Source organism: Mariprofundus erugo, assembly GCF_005818865.1.
GTDB classification, from domain to species: Bacteria; Pseudomonadota; Zetaproteobacteria; order Mariprofundales; family Mariprofundaceae; genus Mariprofundus; species Mariprofundus erugo.
Genome location: NZ_VBRY01000002.1, coordinates 73,463 through 92,800 on the forward strand (window position 1 = coordinate 73,463; position 19,338 = coordinate 92,800).

The window sequence follows — 19,338 nt, forward strand, 5'->3', positions numbered from 1 at the left end:
ATCGGACCCGACAGGTGCGCATAGGGCTTTTCGGCGGCAGCTTTGATCCGCCTCACAGCGGTCACCAGGCCCTTGCACAGGCAGGGGTTGAAAAGGCAGGTTTTGACGAGGTCTGGGTCATTCCGGCCCACCCGGTCCACAAACAGCTCTCCGGCTGTGCGGATCGGGCACTGCGACTGCACTGGCTGAAGCAGATTTTTGCGGATTCACCCCGGATTCGGGTGATCGACTGGGAGATCAATCTTGCCGCTCCCAGCCCGACCATCGAAACACTGCGGCGATTCAGCCGGGAGCAGCCCGATGATGAGCCATGGCTGATGCTCGGGGCCGATGCATGGCATGGATTGACAGAGTGGCGTGAATACCCGGCCCACATCCCCCTGTGTAATGTGGCTGTATTCGCCCGCCAGGGAGAACCGCCCCCGACCTCCCACCCGGGCTGGCGGGAGGTCACTGAGGCTCAGGCTGAAGAAAACGGATGCTGGTGCCTGATACCGGCATTGTTGCCGGATATATCGGCCACATCGCTGCGCCGGGATGCCGCTGCCGGCATCACATTGAAAGGGCGGGTGCCGGAAATCATCCGCAGCAGCATTGAAATGGCATACAGATCGGAGTCGCCGGAGCAACAAACGTTGCTGCGACAGAACAAAGGAGAAAGTGAGAGCATGGCAAAGGATCAGGAAATACTGGAGGAGTTGACCACCGCTGTGGTTGAGGCCCTGGAAGATAAAAAGGCAACCGATTTGCTGGTGATCGATGTGCGTGGTCGTTGCGACTTCACCGATCGCTTCGTACTGGCATCGGGTCGCAGTGACCGTCAGCTCAAGGCTCTCGCTCAATCTGTCAGTGAAGTTGCCCATCGCTACACCCTGCCGGCAAAAATCGAAGGACTGGATGCTGCCGAGTGGCTGCTGATCGATCTGGGAGACCTGGTTGTTCACCTGTTTTTGCCGGAGGTCAGGGAAAGCTTCCAGCTTGAACGACTCTGGGCGGCCCCCGCCGGAGCCAAATCAGCGCTGTGAAACTGCGTTTGCTGGTGGTCGGCAAGGGCGCGCGTGAACTGGCGGAGTTTGAATCCCGCTTTGATCAGCGAATGCGCTCCTTTGCCTCACTGCAGGTCATTGAACTGCCTGAAGGCCGCGCCCGCCAGACAGCCCAGCGCAAACAGGAAGAGGCAAAACAGATTCTGGCGCAGGCAGGCAAAGGCTTCATCCTGTTTGACGAACATGGATCCATGCTTGGCAGTACGGCCTGGGCGGAGTATCTGGAACGTTTGCCGGGCAATGCCCAGCTCGACTTTGTCATTGGCGGCGCCGATGGCGTGGCGGATGAAGTTCGCCGGCAGGCAGGCGCCTGCTGGAGCCTCTCCCGACTGACCCTGCCTCACCAGCTGGTCCGTGCCATCGTGCTTGAGCAACTGTACCGGGCATTCACCATTATCCAGGGACACCCCTACCATCGCGTATGAATATGCGGATCCTGCTTCGCCTGCTTTTGGCCCTTCTCCTCATGCCTGTATACATCAGCCCTTTCCCGGCAGAGGTATCGGCAGAGACAAGTACTGAGGAGAAAATTGCCAAAATCAAGCAGGAGCGCACCCGCCTGGCCAAAATTCAAAAGGAGCTCACTGCCGAGCTGGGCGATATCGGCGATGAGCTGCACGAGCTGGATAGCGCACTGATTGCTGCCCGGCGTGAAAATCGCGAGGCGCAGGCCAATATCGACCAGGCAGATCGCAAGCTCAATAACCTTGAAGCAGAACGGCAACGCCTGCAACAGCATATCAACACACTCAGACAGGCCATGCTCGACGAAATTGCCGCCGCATGGCAGCGCGCCAGCCACTCATCCGCATGGATGGGGGTTCTGACCGGCGTCCCGGTCAGTGACATCCCCCACCGTCGCTACCTGCTGAGCCGGGTGATGCATTCGCAAAAGCAGGACAGGCAGGAATATCTCTCCAGCATCGAGCAACTGGCCAACCTGGAGTCATCGCTCAGACAGCAGCGCCAGGAGCTCGCCAGCCTGCAGCAGGAGAAACAGCAGCTGCAACAGAAGCTGGAAAAAGAGTCCGCCAGCAAACGCCGTCTCGCCCATCGGGTTAAAGAGAAGATGAAATCGGGCAAACGCATGGATATGCAGCTGGCCAAAGAGGAGAAAGCGCTGCTCCGCCTGCTCGACGGCCTCGCTCAGGAGGTCATTGTCGCCGATAATCAGGTCACCTCAACCCAGCAGATCCGCAAACGCAAAGGCGGACTGGCATGGCCACTGAAAGGGCGCATCGTTACCGGCTACCACAGCCGTCCCGCCCCCGACATGCCACCACTCGATGGTGTACAGCTGCAGCCTGCGGCCAATGGCGACAAGGTCAGGGCCATGGCTGCAGGCCAGGTGCGCTATGCCGACTGGTTCGGCGGCTACGGCCTGATGGCCATCGTCGACTACGGCGATGGCATCCTTGGCGTCTATGCCCACAACGACGTGCTGTACAAACAGCTGGGCGACTGGGTTGAGGAAGGGGAAACACTGGCCGACTCGGGCAGCACCGGCTGGGTGAGCAAGCAACTGCTCTACTTCGAAATCAGGGACCGGGGCCGCCCGACTGATCCGAAACGCTGGTGTCGGCACTGATCGGCTGGCAGGTTGCGACCTTGCAAAAACAATCGAACCAGCCATTGCTTTGAACCGGTTTGAATGATGGTTGTGACATTATGGAGAAACCTATGTCTTTAACGCTACGTCGAGTGCTCCTGAGCGCCTCTGCTGTTTCCCTGCTTGCTGTTGCCGTGGTGGCATGGCAGCCAGGATCAGGCTATCAGCAGGCGGACGCAGCAACGGACTATCAGCAGCTGCAGAAATTCTCCCGTGTCATGGAGATGGTCCGTCAGGCATACGTTGAAGAGGTCAGTGATGAGAAACTGATCGACGGCGCCCTGACCGGTATGCTGGCCAGTCTCGACCCTCACTCCACCTATCTCGACAAAGAGATGTTCAAGCAGATGAATGTCGACACAACCGGCGAATTTGGCGGCCTCGGCATCGAAATCTCCGCAGCTGAAGGCGGCATTCGGATCGTTTCCCCGATTGAAGACACCCCGGCCTATCGTGCCGGCATCAAGGCCGGTGATCTGATCATCAAGATTGATGATGAGCTTGCTCGTGACCTTTCTCTCGCCGAAGCGGTGAAAAAGATGCGCGGCAAACCCGGCACCAGCATCACCCTGACCATTTTCCGTCAGGGCGAAGATGCCCCTAAAGAGGTTGCCATTGTCCGCGCCGTCATCAAGGTCAAATCAGTCAAGGGTGACCTGCTGGCCCCGGGCTATGCCTATCTGCGCATTACCCAGTTCCAGGAGCGCACGGATACCCTGCTCAGGCAGCAAATCAGTGAGCTGAAGAAACAGTCCGGCGGCAAACTCGCAGGTGCGGTGCTTGATCTGCGCAACAATCCGGGGGGGCTGCTCAATCAGGCAGTTGAGGTATCGGATATGTTCCTCGACAAGGGCAACATCGTCAGCACCAAGTCCCGCGCCGGCAAGAGCATGAGTTTTGACGCCCAGCCGGGTGATGAACTGGACGGCCTGCCACTGATTGTACTGATCAATAACGGCTCGGCATCGGCCTCCGAAATCGTCAGTGGCGCACTGCAGGATCACCACCGTGCGGTATTGCTGGGTACTCGCAGCTTCGGCAAGGGCTCTGTCCAGTCGGTCGTACCTCTTTCTGATGGTACCGCCATCAAGGTGACCACGGCGCTCTACTACACCCCCAGCGGCCGTTCTATCCAGGCAACCGGCATCGATCCTGATATCATCGTCGAGCAGCAGCTGGTCAAGCCTGTCGCCCAGGACAAGCCGGAGATCCCTTCCGTATCGGAAAGCAACCTCAAGGGCCACCTGAGCAATGGCAACCATGGCAAACCGGCCGCTAAAAAAGCCCCTGAAGCCACTGGCGATGCAAGTGACGAAATGAAGAAACGGCTGGAGCTGGACACACAACTACAGCGTGCCCTGGACCTGCTCAGAGGGCTTCACGCCCTCAAAGGGTGAGCGAGGTTCGCACCTCCGCTGATCACTGCCGACTGACTGATGGCTGCTAAAAAAGGGCAACAGCCTTTATGGCTTCCTATTGCCCTGTTTCTGCTGCTGCTCGTGCTGGTGGGCGTTGCGGTAGTACTTGAGCTGGGCGGATCGAACAAACAGTCACGGCCGCCTGTCTCACAGCACGTAACACCGCCGCCTGCCCATCATGCGACCCGCCAGCCGCAGCCTGCGGCCCCGCATGCGCCTGAACCGGTCAGGAAAACTGTACCGCCACCCACACCCGCAGCGCCGGTCGCCGAACCGGCTGCACCGGTGCCGGTCATGCCGGTGACACCTGCAACCGGCATCGCATTCATTCTCGACGATGCCGGCTACGACATCCCTGCCCTGCAACGCCTGTTACGGCTGAACATCCCGATCGCTGTCTCTGTGATCCCTGATGCCCCGTTCGCCCGCAAATCGGCTCTGGTGGCCCATCAGGCCGGCCAGATGGTCATGCTGCACCTGCCGATGGAGCCGGAGAGTGAAAAATACAGACTTCGAATGAGCCCTGCATTTCTCGCCTCGACCATGGACAGAACAAAAATTCGCAGCACTTTTCTGCATGACCTGGCCCTGGTCCCCTATGTTGAGGGGGTCAACAACCATATGGGCTCGGCCCTGACCCAGCTGCAACAGCCCATGCAATGGGTCATGCAGGTCTGCCGTGAAAAGGGACTGTTTTTTGTCGACTCCAAAACCAGCCCGCACAGTGTGGCTGCCCGGGCAGCATCAGAAGCAGGCATCGAACGGGCCTCCAGAGCATTCTTTCTTGACCATGATGTAGAGCCGCTGCCACTGAAGCAGGCATGGGAAAAGGCCCGCACATGTGCCAAAGCAGGCCGGCGCTGCATAGTCATCGGCCATCCGCACCCGGAAACGGTTGCTTTTCTGGAGCAGAATTTAACGGATGAGGACCGTGCCCATATCGTGCCGCTGCGTAGCATGCTAACCCCGGCCAATACGCCGCCGCACCTGGAGTCCATGGTTCCCGAAGGATATGAAGAGCCATGAGCCTGCTACGCAGATACCTTTTAGCCGGCGTGGTAGCCATGATGCCACTGCTGGTTGTCGTCGCACTGGTCAACTGGCTGCTGGAGGTTTCTGACAAGGCTCTTGCCCTGCTGCCCGAGGCCTATCAGCCGGAACTGCTGCTCGGAGTCACCATACCGGGAGCCGGGATTTTTCTGGCGCTGTTAACCATCTTGCTGGTGGGCGCCATGACCAGCCACTTTGCCGGTCGCCACCTGATGCACCTGATTGATCGGCTGATGGGACGCATTCCGCTGGTTCGCACGGTTTACAAGGCAACCCGCCAACTGCTTGAGGCCATTTTCAGCGACAGCTCGAGAGCGTTCAGCGAGGTGGTACTGGTCCCGTTTCCGAACAGTGACAGCATGGTCATCGGTTTTGTCACCGGCGATGCCCCACTGCCGCTTGCCGCGGCACCAGACGTCGAATGCGCCCACCGCATTTCTGTATTTATTCCATCCACACCGGTTCCGACCACCGGCTGGCTGCTCTTTGTCGAGCCGTCAACGCTCGTTCATCTGGACATTTCCATCGAGGAAGGAATGAAGCTCGTCCTTTCAGGAGGGACACTGAAAAGCCCTCCACAACAGAAACAGGAACAAAACAGCGATCTCCAGTAATCACAAGGGCTTGTAGCTTTTCTTCACCCCGCTACGATTCCCGCATGTCAGAAAAATTCCCGGTGCTATTGCTACTTGCAAGTTTGCTATGCTTCCCCGCATCCGGGCAGGCAGGCCCATCCACATCGACAACAACGGCCGCCTCGCAGCAACAGACGACGACAGCCGATTTGAAGGCCCGTATCAGCAAAAACCCCGAAGATTATCATGCGTGGTTTGAACTTGGCGTATTACAGGCCAGTGCACATCAAATGCAGGATGCAATCACCGCATTCCGGCAGGTGATCGCCCTGCAGCCATCTCTGGCCGAGCCACACAACAACCTGGCAGTCATCTACAACGAACTGGGCAAATGGCAGGAAGCGGTTGATGAACTTGAGGTATCGCTTAAACTCAATCCCCAGTACACCACAGCCTATATGAATATCGGCGACATGTATGTCAAACTGGCTGCCGATGCCTATAAAAAATCACTGGAAACACATGACCGCAGCGATGTGAGAATACGCTACAGCCGCCTGCTGCATATCAATGATCCCGAACCTGCCCTGCCTGAAGCAACACCGGAATCCGCACATAAACGCCCGCAACCACAACCGGCACAGGCCGTAGCAGCACCGCTGCCAACTGCACAGCAGCCCGTTTCAGAAGCCCCCGCACCAACAGATGTTTCACATGAAACCATCGCCGGCAGCCTGCCCGCCACCCATGATATCCTGTCGGCGGTCGAAGCATGGCGACTGGCATGGAGCAACCGCGATACAAACGGATATTTTGCCGCATATGCAGACAATTTTGATCCCGGCAGCCAGTTCAGCTCCATCGATGAGTGGAAAAAAAGCAAGGCCAGAATCATCAACAGCAAAAAATTCATCCGGGTATCTCTCGACCATATTGAGGTAGCAGCCACCCCCGGAGATGAATTCCGGGTCAAATTCCTGCAACGCTTCCGGTCGGACAACTTCAGCAGCGACGACAAAAAAGAGCTGCTGCTTAAACAAACCCCGGATGGATGGAAGATCGTGCATGAAGCTACATTGTAAGCGTTACTGCTATAGCCTGCTGGCCATACTGGCGCTGGTACCGCTCTCTGCAGCCGCCATGGCGGAACCGAATCAGTGGGATCACGTATCCCTCGCCCTGCAAAACGGCCAGGAGGCTGCTGTAAAGAACCTGTCCGCACAGGAACGGCTGGTGCTGCAGGCCACTCTGGCACTGAAGACGGAAAAACCTGCGCAGGCCCTGCGCCTGCTTGCCAGCGCCGACAAGGCCAGCGATCCGCTGATTTCACTGCTTGAAGCAGAGGCCCGCCGCCAACAGGCCATTGCCGCTGTGCGCGAGGCGGGAGGGAGCGGCAAAGAGGTCCAGATGCTGGCCTCAGCCGACCTTAACAGCGGACTCGGAGAGGCCGATGCCCGTCTGAATGCATTTATGGACCGGCTGGATCCGATCGAGGGAGATCCGGTCGATATTCTGCAACCGGGCCCGGATGTCGCCAGCATCTTCATGTTCGACAAGGCCCGCAGCCGCATGTTCGTGTATCAGCCGGCAAAAGACGGCACGCTGAAAAAAATCACCGATGAGTATGTCGTGACCGGCTCCGTGAAGGGCGACAAACATCACGAAGGTGACGGCCGCACCCCCAATGGCGTCTATCGCTTCATCAAAAAACTGCAAGGCAAGGATCTGCAACCGATGTACGGCCCGGTTGCCTTCCCCATTGACTACCCCAACGAGCTGGACCAGCTGCATAACAAGGATGGCTCCGGCATCTGGCTGCACGGCTATCCGATGGATGTCAGTCGCCGCCCGCCACAGGATACGCTCGGCTGCTTCTCGCTCTCCAACAACCGCCTGCTCGCCATGGCCAAACATGTCAGTCTTGGCAAAACCTGGGTCGTTGTCGGTGAGAACCTTCGCTTCGACAATCGCAGCGATAAACAGCAACTTACCGACTCGATCAAACGGGATATCGAAGCCTGGCGACGAGACTGGTCCTCCCTGAACACCGATGCCTACCTCTCCCATTATCACAAGGCATTTCACTCCGGCAACCGCAACCTTGCCGCATGGAAGAGTTATAAACACCGGGTCAATGCGGGCAAAACCTTTATTGATATCAATCTGAGCGACTTAACCCTGATGCATGACCCCAACCGCTGGCCGGAAGGCGAAGTGGCTGTCGCCGAATTTGTGCAGCACTATCGCTCCAACAACTTTGCTGACGCGAGCAAAAAGCGTCTCTATCTGGCCAGACCGGATGCCGCCAGCCCATGGAAGATACTGCTTGAGGAGTCTCTGTGAGCGCCGAACATACAGCAGACAAGGTCAGTGACCTCTCTACCCGACGCCTGCAGAAAATGGCGGATGAAAACCGTGAGCTGAAGGCCTATGTCGCCGAGGTCATGCAGCGACTTCGACAGAATGAACAGCTTTTTTCGCGTATGTTCGAGCTTGAATCCCAGGTCCTCAAGGCAACCGACCCCGAGGATCTCTGCTTCACCCTGTTGCGCGGGCTGCGTACAGGATTCGATCTCGACATGGTCCGTTTCTGGCTTGATCGTTCAAGCTTCATGGGCAGCCATAAACTGGACGGCCTTTCGGACAGGGACCTTGTCTGGATCGAAAACGGCGAGATCAGCCACATGGGGCTGTCCCGCAAACGGGTTTGGCTGATGCGCCTGTCACCGGACACGCCGTTTGCCTGGCTCAATGCCCGTGATGGCCACCTGGGCTCCATCGCCCTGCTCGTACTCGGCGATCCTGACCGGCCGTTTGGTGTACTCGGCCTTGGCTCTGTAGAGCGTGATCGCTTCGCACCTGATCAGGGCAGTGATTTTCTCCAGCATCTGGCCCAGGTCGTGGGACTGACCATGGAACACGCTGCCGCCCAGGAGCACCTGGCCCGCCTGTCTGTTACGGACTCCGTCACCGGCAGCCATAACCGTCGTTTCCTGCAACCCCACAGCCATCAGCGGCTGTCACAATGGTTCGGCCCTAACAGCACGGTGACCTGCCTTTACATTGACATCGATCATTTCCGCAAACTTGTCGAACGATCCGGCGAAGCTGCAGGTGACCGCGCCCTGACCACCGTGTGCACGATGGTGAGAAAGTTCGTGCGTGCCAGTGACCCGCTGATTCGCATGGACGGGGATGAGTTCGTCCTGTTTATGCCTGGAATCACTGAAGAAAAAGCGCGCGAAATTGCCGCCCAGACGGTGCAGGCCGTTGCCGATATCACACTCGAGTCGGATCACAGCCTCAGCATCAGTGTCGGCGTCGCACTCTCGCGACCGGCCCAGGACATGACCGTCAAAGCACTGATAGCAGAGGCAGACCAGGCGATGTATGTCGCCAAAGCCCTTGGCGGCAACCGCCATGAAGTCGCGGATCACCCTCAGGATGGCCACTGACTACACAGAGGCCGTAGCGGCCTACCTGCATGAAATGACCCATGTGCGGCTGGCCTCGACCCATACCATTGCAGCCTACCGCCGTGACCTCGCCTCATTCGGAAAGAGTTGCGGCCCCATCGGGGTCGACCGGATCAACCGGGCGCAGATTCAGGACTGGCTGGTCAGCGGTCATGCCGCAGGCCTGTCGGCGGCAACCCTCGCCCGCCGCCTCTCAGCTCTGTCAGGTTTTCTTGATTTCGCCGTAACCGGCGGGCTGTGCGCCGCCAATGCAGCCGCAGGTATCCGCCCGCCGAAAAAGCCGGCCCGACTCCCCCGCACCCTGCCTCCTGAGCAGACGGCAGCCCTGCTGCAGCCTGAGGATGGCCATCATGAACAGCGTGATCTGGCTCTGCTGGCGGTCATGTATGGCGCCGGCCTGCGCGTATCTGAAACGGTCGGCCTTGATCTGGATGCCATCAACCTTTCCTCATGCGAGCTGCGTGTCTTCGGCAAGGGCCGGAAGGAGCGCATGGTGCCGCTTCCGAAAGGAGCGGCCGAACTGCTCGGCCACTGGCTCGATGAGCGCCTGCTGGGCCCCGTCCGTGATCCGCAGGCCGTTTTCCTCAACCGCTTCGGAGAACGGTTATCTGCGCGCAGTGTCCAGCGCATGCTTAAAGCGCGCGCACTGGCCAGCGGAGCCGACACCTCCGTGACACCGCACCGCCTTCGCCACTCCTTTGCCACCCACCTGCTTGCCGGTGGCGTCGACCTGCGTGCCATTCAGGAGCTGCTCGGCCACGCCTCACTCGGTACAACTGAACGCTATACCCATCTGGATATTGCCCGCCTCACCGAGGTGTACGACCAGACTCACCCGCGCGCAGGCCGCCGAGACTGAAAACCTTGCCCGAGGACAACGCTCCGGATCGTCCCGCGAGCCGCCAATACCGATACAGCGCTGCACTTTTCAGCCGGACTTGCTGATACGGAAAGAGATAAGCGGCTGTGAAGAGGCCACTTCTATATTGCCACCTTCAACGCTATGGTTGCGCGCGAATGAAATGCAATAGACACGGTTTCATTTGATCGGAGTGACTATGGGAATGACACTGTTTGACAAGGTTTGGCAGCAGCATGTTGTCAAAGACAATGATGATGGCTCAACACTGCTCTACATCGACCGCCATCTGGTCCATGAAGTGACCAGTCCGCAGGCGTTTGAGGGCTTGAGACTTGCCGGGCGCAAGCCATGGAAGGCAAGCGCAGCTGTGGCCACTCCTGATCATAATGTACCCACAACCGACCGGGCCAAAGGCATCTCCGACCCGGTTTCCCGTGCCCAGGTTGAGGCACTGGATGCCAACTGCCACGAATTCGGCATCACCGAATTCGGCATGAACGATGTTCGCCAGGGTGTTGTGCATGTCATGGGCCCCGAGCAGGGGCTGACACTGCCCGGCATGACCGTGGTCTGTGGCGACTCGCACACCTCCACGCATGGTGCATTCGGTTCAATCGCCATGGGCATCGGTACATCCGAGGTTGAGCACGTACTCGCCACCCAGTGCCTGATCCAGAAGCATCCGAAGATGATGCGTATCAATATTGACGGCGACCTGCCAGCCGGCATCACCGGCAAGGATGTGGCACTGTTCATCATCGGAAAAATCGGCACGGCGGGCGGAACCGGCTATGCCATCGAATTCTCCGGTGCAGCCATTCGCTCTCTCTCCATGGAAGGACGTATGAGCCTGTGCAATATGGCGATTGAGGCAGGTGCACGCTGCGGCATGGTTGCCGTGGACGACGTCACCATCGACTACGTCAAAAATCGTCCATTTTCACCGAAAGGTGATGACTGGGCTACCGCCGAAACAATGTGGCGCAAGCTGCGCTCGGATGCCGATGCTGTTTTCGACAAGGAGCTGAGCTACAGCGCGGCCGAAATCGAGCCTCAGGTCAGCTGGGGTACAAGCCCGGAGATGGTACTGCCCGTCACCGCTGCAATTCCGGAGCTGAGCGCTGCCAGGGATGACGTACAACGTGAAAGCTGGAGCAGGGCTCTGGCCTATATGGGGCTGACATCGGGCACTCCGATCCATGCAATCCCGGTCGACAAGGTTTTTATCGGCTCCTGCACCAATGGGCGCATCGAGGATTTCCGCGCCGCCGCAGCCATGATCAAAGGCAAGAAAATCGCCGCCAATGTTAAACAGGCGCTGGCTGTACCGGGTTCAGGCCTGGTCAAGCAGCAGGCTGAGGCAGAAGGGCTCGACATTATTTTCCGTGAGGCGGGCTTCGAGTGGAGAGAGCCGGGCTGTTCGATGTGTCTGGCGATGAATGCCGACCGGCTGGAGCCGGGCGAGCGTTGCGCTTCCACCTCCAACCGGAACTTTGAAGGACGTCAGGGCATGGGCGGGCGCACCCACCTGGTCAGTCCGGCCATGGCCGCTGCAGCCGGTATTGCCGGTCACTTCGTCGATATTCGCGACTGGTCATAAAGGGAGTCAGACATGCAGGCATTTACAACGTTGAACGGACTGGTGGCACCGATGGATCGTGCCAATGTCGATACAGATGCAATCATTCCGAAGCAGTTTCTGAAAAGCATCAAACGCACCGGCTATGGTCCGTTTCTGTTCGATGAATGGCGCTATGAAGACCGTGGCGAGCCGGAGATGGATTGCAGCCAGCGTCCAAAGCGGGCGGACTTCGTGCTCAACCAGCCTCGCTTCCAGGGCGCAAGCATACTGCTTGCCCGTGAAAACTTCGGCTGCGGCTCCTCGCGTGAGCATGCACCGTGGGCCATTCTGGACTACGGCTTCAGTTGCGTGATCGCACCGAGCTTTGCTGATATTTTCTACAACAACTGCTTTAAAAACGGCATTCTTCCGATTGTTCTGGATGAAAAGATTGTCGACCGGCTGTTCCGTGAATGCGCAGAAAGTGAAGGCTATACGCTGTTTGTCGACCTTCCCGCGCAGACGGTTTCAACCCCGACCGGTGAGTCATTTTCCTTCGAAGTGGATGCATTCCGCCGTCACTGCCTGATCAACGGGCTCGATGATATCGGACTGACTCTGCAGCATGCGGATGCCATCCATGCCTATGAGCATGCCCGCCGCGCCACTGCCCCCTGGCTGTTTCCGGCCTGAGTCCCTGGCCCGCTGCAAGCGATGGCTCTGCAGCGGGCTGACTGGCAGCCATCTTGCTTCAAACTCAAATGCCACAACATATGGCTGGAGGCTTGAGTGAAAACCGGTTTGATGATTTGCCTGACACTGATTCTTGTCTGCGCCCGATCCGGCATCGTCCTGGCGCAGAGTGAACGCACCATTTCGGAAATTATGCCGCTGGAGATGCCTGCCGATCTTGATCCGGCAAAGATTACGCTTGGTAAAAAGCTTTTTCATGAGACCAGGCTCTCCGGCGATAATTCGATCAGCTGTGCCCATTGCCACGGCCTCGATACCGGCGGTGTCGATAATCTGAAGCACTCCTTCGGCGTCAACGGAGCCGAGGGGGGTATCAATACGCCAACGGTTTACAACTCCGGCCTCAGCATCGCCCAGTTCTGGAACGGCCGGGCGGCGACCCTTGAAGATCAGGTCAACGGCCCCACTCACAACCCCATTGAAATGAATTCAAACTGGGACCAGATCATCGGCAAATTGAAGGATGATCCAGCCTATGTCGCTGCATTCAACGCCATCTATGGGGAAAACGGATTAACCGCAGATCATATCAGAAACGCAATTGCTGAATTCGAGCGTTCACTCGTCACCATCGACTCGCCCTTCGATCGCTATCTTCGAGGCGACAAAAACGCACTGAGCGAACAGGCCCGCAAGGGTTACGAGCTGTTCCGCTCCTATGGCTGCATCTCCTGCCATCAGGGCGCCAATGTCGGCGGCAATATGTTTCAGGTACTCGGTATCTTCGGTGACTACTTCAGGGACAGAGGCAACCCGACCGATGCCGACCTCGGCCGTAAAGCCATCACCGGCAAGGCCTCAGACCTGCATAAATTCAAGGTGCCGAGCCTGCGTCTGGTCACACTGACGGCCCCCTACTTTCATGATGGTTCCGCCCAAACCCTGCCTGAGGCCATTCACGTGATGGTCAAATATCAGCTCGGACGGCAGATCTCTGATGCCGATACCGCCCTGATCATCGAGTTCCTCAAATCACTGGTTGGAAAACTGGAGCCGGCAGGTGACAACCCGTGAAATCGATTCGTATGCACCTGATGTTTGTGGCCATCTTCAGCCTGGCCTTTGTCTACCTGAACTTTGCTCCTGACCATACCGATGGCGGCATCAAACAACATGAACGGGTGATGGCAATCCTCGACCATATCACCGACCTCGATAACAGCTTTGATGAAAAGATTCTGATGGTGCGCACGGCCATTCTGAACAACTACGATGTGTTCATCGAAATCAATAATGCCATGGAGAAGCAAAAGGAGCGGCTGGACCATGAAGAGGCCAACGACACATCCAGTGATAGTGCGGCATTCAGGGAGGAGCTAGCCAGCCTGTTTCAGGCCGTTGACGAAAAGTCAGCGCTCATGGAGCAGATGACGGCAGACCGTGCCATCTTTTTAAACTCCCAGCACTACCTGCCAGTGGCAGCGGCCACATTGATGGACATGCTCGACAGCACAAACCGCCCCCGATTAAACGGCATTGTCAGCGGGCTTTACCGCTATGTCGCCATGCCATCACCGAGCCTGAATCGGTCACTGCGTGAGCAGATGGCGGGCTTCGAGCAGCAAGCGCTGCCTGAAGAGACGCGCGCACTGGTCAAGAATCTTTTTATGCATGCCGAAGTCCTGCTCGGCAAAGGCTATGCAGTCGATGCACTGGCCCGGGAAATCCTCGATATTCCAACCACCACACACATTGAAAAGCTGGTCCGGCTGCAGCAACAGAGACACAGCCGCCATATTGAGAAAAGCGAGCGTTTCACCACTATCCTGATCGCCTTTGCACTGCTGTTACTGTTTTATATTCTGGTCATTATTTACCGCCAGCAGAAAATGGCCGAGGAGCTCAAACAGACCCTGTCGGAGCTCGAATATCAGAAGTTCGCCCTTGATCAGCACTCCATTGTCGCGGTCACCGACAAGGCGGGAAGAATCATTTATGCCAATGATAAATTCTGTGAAATCAGCCAGTACAGTCGCGAAGAGCTGATTGGTCAGGATCATCGCCTGCTCAACTCCGGATTTCATCCCGGATCATTTTTTGTCGAAATGTGGAAAACCATTGCCAGCGGCCAAACCTGGCATGGCGAGGTCAAAAACCGCCGCAAGGATGGCTCCTTTTACTGGGTTGAAACCAGCATCATCCCCTTCCGCAATCAGCAGGGAGCCATTGAGCGCTATGTTGCAATCCGTACCGATATCACCGCCCGCAAGGAGGCCGAGGAGAAAAGCGCCTCGCTGGCCCGCTTCCCGGCCGAAAACCCCGCCCCGATCATGCGGGCCGATGCCGATGGCAAGTTGATCTATGCCAACAAGGCCAGCTCCCACCTGCTGAATTTCTGGCAAATTTCGGTCGGAGACCGACTGCCGGAAACCATTTATGCATCATGCCTGCAGGCGCTGGATGAAAAACGGCATACAATCATGGAGCTGCGTTGCAACGAACGCTACTACGAAATCGATTACTCATCGGTCAATAATGCCAACGATGTCAACATGTATGGTCGCGACGTCACCGCTCTCAGGGAGGCACGAGACCAGGCGCTGGAGTCATCGCGCATGAAGTCGATGTTCCTCAGCACCGTCAGCCACGAAATACGCACTCCGATGAATGGTATCATCGGCATGACCGACCTGTTGCTGGATACCGACCTTGATGCCGATCAGCGCGAGTTTGCCAAGACCGTGCACTCCTCAGCCCAGGCGCTGCTCACCATTATCAATGACATCCTCGATTTTTCCAAGATTGAATCCGGTCATTTCCAGATCGATGCAACCGGTTTTTCACTGCTTTCGGTCGTCGAGGGAGCGGCGGGCGTCGTCGCGATCAAGGCACGGGACAAAGGGCTTTCTCTACAAACCTATGTGGATCCGGCCATCCCCCCCTACCTCACAGGCGACCCCGGACGCCTGCGCCAGGTACTTCTCAATCTTGCCGATAATGCGGTGAAATTCACCGAAAGCGGAGAGGTCCAGATACAGGTCACCCCTGTCATGATCGACTCCGATCATGTACGGCTGCGATTTGCCGTCAAGGACAGCGGCATCGGACTGAGCAAGGAGGTCCAGTCCCGTCTGTTCCAGCCATTCGTGCAGGCCGATGGCACGACCACCCGCAAATATGGCGGTACAGGGCTCGGGCTTGCCATCTGCAAACGCATTGTCGAGCTGATGCACGGCTCTATTCACCTCGACAGCGAGCAGGGCATGGGGGCCACATTCTGGTTCGAGCTCGACCTGCCTGTTGATGCCGAACTGAACCGGCAAAAACCTCAGTTTAACATCCGGCACCTGCAAGGCAGCAGCGTGCTGGTAGCCAATGCCGATGCCAATGACTGCTTCATTCTTGAGCGCTATCTCGGCTCATGGGGTGTTCATGTCATCTCGGTTGCATCAGGCAGTGAGGCTCTGGCACTGATTCGGCAGGATCATACCCGCACCATTCAGCTGGCTATTGTAGCCACACACCTGCCGGACATGAGCGGCCTGGAAATCACGGCTGCCCTGCAAACGCTGACAGGCCAGATGCCGGTAATTCTGTACACCGGTTGCGACTCGCCTGAGTTGCGCAACCGCGCGCTGACATCGGGCATCCATGCCATTCTGACCAAACCGGTGAACATGTCACATCTGTTTGACTGTATCGCCACCGCACTGGAACCTGACAACAGCAAGCCCTCCCGGGAGCAGGCAACTGATCCGCAAACAGACAGCTCCGGCGACATACCGCGCTTTGACGGCATATCCGTGCTGCTGGCAGAGGATAACGAGGTCAATCAGCGCGTCGCCCAGATGCACATGCAAAAACTTGGCTGCCAGGTTACCATCGTCGCCAATGGTGAAGAGGCCTTCCGGGCTGCCGCAGCAAACCATTTCGACATCCTCTTTATGGATTGCCAGATGCCTGTGATGGATGGCTTCGAGGCAACCAGAAAGATTCGGGCCCATGAAAGCGAAAACGGCGGCCACCAGCTGATTGTGGCCATGACTGCCAATGCCATGAAAGGCGACAAGGATGCATGCCTGAAAGCAGGAATGGATGACTACATCAGCAAACCTGTTTCCTTCGACAAAATTGCTGCCGTGATTGAGCAGCGCGTGGCCAGGCAGCCCGCCAACACGGACGGAAACGCAGACACGGCTGCACCACCAGCACAGAGCTGCCGTATCAACCTTGACCAAATGCGCGACCTTTTCGGCGATGACAATGAGGCAATCCGCGAAATATTGCAGTTGTTCGAGTCCTCGATGCAGCGCATTGTCAACGGAGGCATGGCCGCCGCCCTCAGGGATCACCATGGCGAGGCCCTCTACGCCCTGGCCCACGAGCTGAAAGGCGCTGCTGCCAATATCGGAGCCGATGCGATTGCCGACATATGCCGAAAAATGGAATCGCAGGCAAAAGCAGAGACCTGGCATGATATCGCCATCTGTCTGCAGCAGTTGCAATCAGCATTGCTTGAGCTTGCCGCATTAATTCTGCCCCTGGATGAGCAACCATGAATATACTCATTGTTGATGACAACCCAACCAATGTCATGTTGCTCAAACACATGATTGCCCGACTGGATGAGTGCACGCCCATCTGCTTTACCGATGCTGCCAAAGGACTCGCCTGGTGCGAGGAAGAAAAACCGGATCTGTTGCTTGTCGACTATATGATGCCCGATATCGATGGCGTCGATTTTATTCGCCGCTTCCGCAAGCTGTCGCACTGCACAGACATACCGGTCATCATGATTACTGCGGAGGAGAGCAAGGAGGTGCGCTACCTGGCCCTTCAGGCCGGCGCCAACGACTTTCTTAACAAGCCGATCGATAAAACCGAGTTTATCGCCCGAACCAACAATATGATTCGACTGCGAAAAAACCAGTTTCAGCTGGCCAACAGAGCCGAATGGCTGGCCAAGGGCATCAAACGGGCGACCGAAGAACTGCTGCAACGGGAGCGGGAAGCACTGTTGTTGCTCTCCAAGGCGGCTGAATACCGCGACCCTGAAACCGGAGCCCACCTCAACCGCATGTCTCACTACTCCCGCCTGATTGCCCGCAACCTGGGTTTTGGCGAGGCTGAGCAGGAGATCATGCTGGAAGCATCACCGATGCACGATGTCGGCAAAGTAGGCACGCCTGATGATATCCTGCTGAAGAAGGGCCGCCTGACACCGGAAGAGTTCGAAGTCATGAAACAGCATGCCATTTGCGGCTACAACATTCTCAAACAGGGCAGCTCACGCCTGATGCAGGTAGCAGCCGAAATTGCCGCCACCCATCACGAAAAGTTCAATGGCACCGGTTATCCGCTTGGGCTGGCAGGTGAAGATATTCCGCTGCGCGGCAGAATCGTCGCTGTAGCGGATGTCTTTGATGCCCTGACATCAGAGCGCCCGTATAAAAAAGGGTGGCCGGTTGAACAGGCGCTTGAATTCCTCGAAAATGAGCGGGGAAAGCATTTTGACCCTCAGTGTATCGACGCCTTTCTGCTCAGTTTAGATGAAGTACTTGAAATCATGAACCGGTTTCAGGAGCAGTAGCCCCCCTTTATGGCCGAACTGCGCCCGATTGTGTTGCTGGTGGATGAACAAAAACTCGTTCACTCGCTGGTTGCCTCCATGCTGATAAAAGCCCCCGATATTGAACTGCATCATTGTTATGAGAGCGACAAGGCCGTTGCCATGGCTGAGCACATCGGGCCAACGGTCATTCTGCAGGATCTGCAGATGGCTGGCATCAGCGGTATGGAGCTGCTGCAGGAATACCGCAGCCGCACCGCCATTGCCGAGGTGCCGGTACTGATGCTTTCAGCCACCACCGCACCGGAGGTCAAAGCCGAAGCATTTGCCCGTGGAGCCGATGACTACCTCGAGAAGATGCCGCACCCGATCGAAATGATTGCCCGTATTCGCCACCACAGTCGCGCCTATACCGATCACCTGGAGAGGGCTGCAGCCTTGCAGGCACTGGAAAATGAACGGCAAAAACTTGCCGAGGCCAACCTTGCGCTGGAACTGCTCAGCTCCCTTGATGGCCTGACCGGCATTGCCAACCGCCGCTATTTCGATACGGCCTTTGAGCGGGAATGGCAGCGGGCCATGCGTGAAACAGAGCCAATCTCGCTGTTCATGATCGATGTCGACTACTTTAAAAGCTACAACGATAACTATGGTCATCAGGCTGGCGATGAATGTCTGCAACGTGTGGCCAATGCCCTGGCCGAAGTACTGCAGCGCCCGGCTGATATTGTCGCCCGGTATGGTGGCGAAGAGTTTATTGCGCTCCTGCCCGGCACCCATTCACGCGGCGTATTGCAGGTGGCTGAAGTCATGCGCAAAGCGGTCATGGCCCTGCAACTGCCGCATGCCCACTCCCCTGTCGCAGCGGTCGTCACTGTCAGCATCGGCCTGGCAACCGTACTGCCCATGCTCAAACATGAGCCGACCGAGCTGATCGCTGCCGCTGACCAGGCCCTCTACGCAGCCAAACGTGATGGTCGCAACCGTGTGATCAGCAACGGTTTTTAGTCACTGTTGCCACACAACCCGGCAATCGCCCCGACAGTAGCAATGTGGCCCGACCCTGTGCTAGGGTGCGCAGCCTGAATTATTTTCGCGAGGTAATTGGTCATGGCTTTTGTTGTCACCCAGCTTTGTAAGGATTGTGTTGATACCGCATGCGTAGCTGTATGCCCGGTGGACTGCTTCTACCAGCCCAAGGAGATCTCCGAAGAGACCCCGAATATGCTCTACATCTCTCCGGAAGAGTGCATCGACTGTGCCGTTTGCGAGCCGGAGTGCCCGTGGGAAGCAATCTACCCTGAAGAGGATGTACCGGATGTATTTGCCTCCGATATCGCCCTGAACGAGATGGCGGATACAGATCGTGATCTGTTCGAACTGGCCGAAGTCAAGGACCATGAACCACCAACAGCCGATGAAATTGCGGCCAACAAAGCCAAATACGGCCTCTGATCAACCACAGCACCGAGTTCTGAC

General features: G+C 57.2%; 17 protein-coding genes. All 17 read left to right on the forward strand.

Annotation, left to right across the window (positions count from 1 at the left end; all coding sequences use genetic code 11):
* Positions 1–14: 14 nt before the first annotated feature.
* On the forward strand, positions 15–1,025 hold the full coding sequence (gene nadD / locus FEF65_RS13580; protein WP_238701122.1) for a nicotinate (nicotinamide) nucleotide adenylyltransferase: 1,011 nt from the start codon (positions 15–17) through the stop codon (positions 1,023–1,025).
* Entirely contained in the window at positions 1,022–1,471 is a 450-nt protein-coding gene (locus FEF65_RS02325; protein ID WP_138238183.1) for a 23S rRNA (pseudouridine(1915)-N(3))-methyltransferase RlmH, read from the forward strand. Before nadD ends, FEF65_RS02325 begins: the two co-directional genes overlap by 4 nt.
* Before the next feature lie 41 nt (positions 1,472–1,512).
* Positions 1,513–2,634, forward strand: a complete 1,122-nt coding sequence (locus FEF65_RS02330; RefSeq protein ID WP_238701123.1) for a murein hydrolase activator EnvC family protein — start codon at positions 1,513–1,515, stop codon at positions 2,632–2,634.
* Positions 2,635–2,726: 92 nt separating this feature from the next.
* Positions 2,727–4,052, forward strand: a complete 1,326-nt coding sequence (locus FEF65_RS02335; RefSeq protein WP_138238185.1) for a S41 family peptidase — start codon at positions 2,727–2,729, stop codon at positions 4,050–4,052.
* Between the two features lie 39 nt (positions 4,053–4,091).
* Entirely contained in the window at positions 4,092–5,099 is a 1,008-nt protein-coding gene (locus tag FEF65_RS02340) for a divergent polysaccharide deacetylase family protein (RefSeq protein ID WP_138238186.1), read from the forward strand.
* Positions 5,096–5,737 carry a DUF502 domain-containing protein gene (locus FEF65_RS02345; RefSeq protein WP_138238187.1) on the forward strand — a complete coding sequence of 214 codons (642 nt, stop codon included), beginning with the start codon at positions 5,096–5,098 and terminating at the stop codon, positions 5,735–5,737. The genes FEF65_RS02340 and FEF65_RS02345 overlap by 4 nt, the downstream gene beginning before the upstream one ends.
* Before the next feature lie 44 nt (positions 5,738–5,781).
* Positions 5,782–6,780 (forward strand): L,D-transpeptidase Cds6 family protein, encoded by a 999-nt coding sequence (locus tag FEF65_RS02350; protein WP_138238188.1) that lies wholly within the window; start codon positions 5,782–5,784, stop codon positions 6,778–6,780.
* On the forward strand, positions 6,764–8,041 hold the full coding sequence (locus tag FEF65_RS02355; protein ID WP_138238189.1) for a L,D-transpeptidase family protein: 1,278 nt from the start codon (positions 6,764–6,766) through the stop codon (positions 8,039–8,041). Before FEF65_RS02350 ends, FEF65_RS02355 begins: the two co-directional genes overlap by 17 nt.
* The gene (locus FEF65_RS02360; RefSeq protein WP_138238190.1) at positions 8,038–9,153 is read left to right on the forward strand and encodes a DUF484 family protein; all 1,116 of its coding nucleotides are present in this window, start codon (positions 8,038–8,040) and stop codon (positions 9,151–9,153) included. The genes FEF65_RS02355 and FEF65_RS02360 overlap by 4 nt, the downstream gene beginning before the upstream one ends.
* A complete protein-coding gene (locus tag FEF65_RS02365) occupies positions 9,143–10,033 on the forward strand; it encodes a tyrosine recombinase XerC (RefSeq protein ID WP_138238191.1) in 891 nt (296 codons plus the stop codon). Before FEF65_RS02360 ends, FEF65_RS02365 begins: the two co-directional genes overlap by 11 nt.
* 199 nt (positions 10,034–10,232) lie before the next feature.
* Positions 10,233–11,636 (forward strand): 3-isopropylmalate dehydratase large subunit, encoded by a 1,404-nt coding sequence (gene leuC / locus FEF65_RS02370; RefSeq protein WP_138238192.1) that lies wholly within the window; start codon positions 10,233–10,235, stop codon positions 11,634–11,636.
* A 12-nt stretch (positions 11,637–11,648) separates the two neighbouring features.
* On the forward strand, positions 11,649–12,290 hold the full coding sequence (leuD, locus tag FEF65_RS02375) for a 3-isopropylmalate dehydratase small subunit (RefSeq protein WP_138238193.1): 642 nt from the start codon (positions 11,649–11,651) through the stop codon (positions 12,288–12,290).
* A gap of 96 nt (positions 12,291–12,386) precedes the next feature.
* The gene (locus FEF65_RS02380) at positions 12,387–13,364 is read left to right on the forward strand and encodes a cytochrome-c peroxidase (protein WP_138238194.1); all 978 of its coding nucleotides are present in this window, start codon (positions 12,387–12,389) and stop codon (positions 13,362–13,364) included.
* Entirely contained in the window at positions 13,361–16,849 is a 3,489-nt protein-coding gene (locus FEF65_RS02385; RefSeq protein WP_138238195.1) for a response regulator, read from the forward strand. The genes FEF65_RS02380 and FEF65_RS02385 overlap by 4 nt, the downstream gene beginning before the upstream one ends.
* Positions 16,846–17,880: an HD domain-containing phosphohydrolase gene (locus FEF65_RS02390; RefSeq protein WP_138238196.1), complete on the forward strand. Its 1,035-nt coding sequence runs from the start codon at positions 16,846–16,848 to the stop codon at positions 17,878–17,880. Before FEF65_RS02385 ends, FEF65_RS02390 begins: the two co-directional genes overlap by 4 nt.
* A gap of 9 nt (positions 17,881–17,889) precedes the next feature.
* Positions 17,890–18,867 carry a diguanylate cyclase domain-containing protein gene (locus FEF65_RS02395; RefSeq protein WP_138238197.1) on the forward strand — a complete coding sequence of 326 codons (978 nt, stop codon included), beginning with the start codon at positions 17,890–17,892 and terminating at the stop codon, positions 18,865–18,867.
* Positions 18,868–18,969: 102 nt separating this feature from the next.
* On the forward strand, positions 18,970–19,314 hold the full coding sequence (locus FEF65_RS02400; RefSeq protein WP_138238198.1) for a 4Fe-4S dicluster domain-containing protein: 345 nt from the start codon (positions 18,970–18,972) through the stop codon (positions 19,312–19,314).
* The last annotated feature ends 24 nt before the right edge of the window (positions 19,315–19,338 follow it).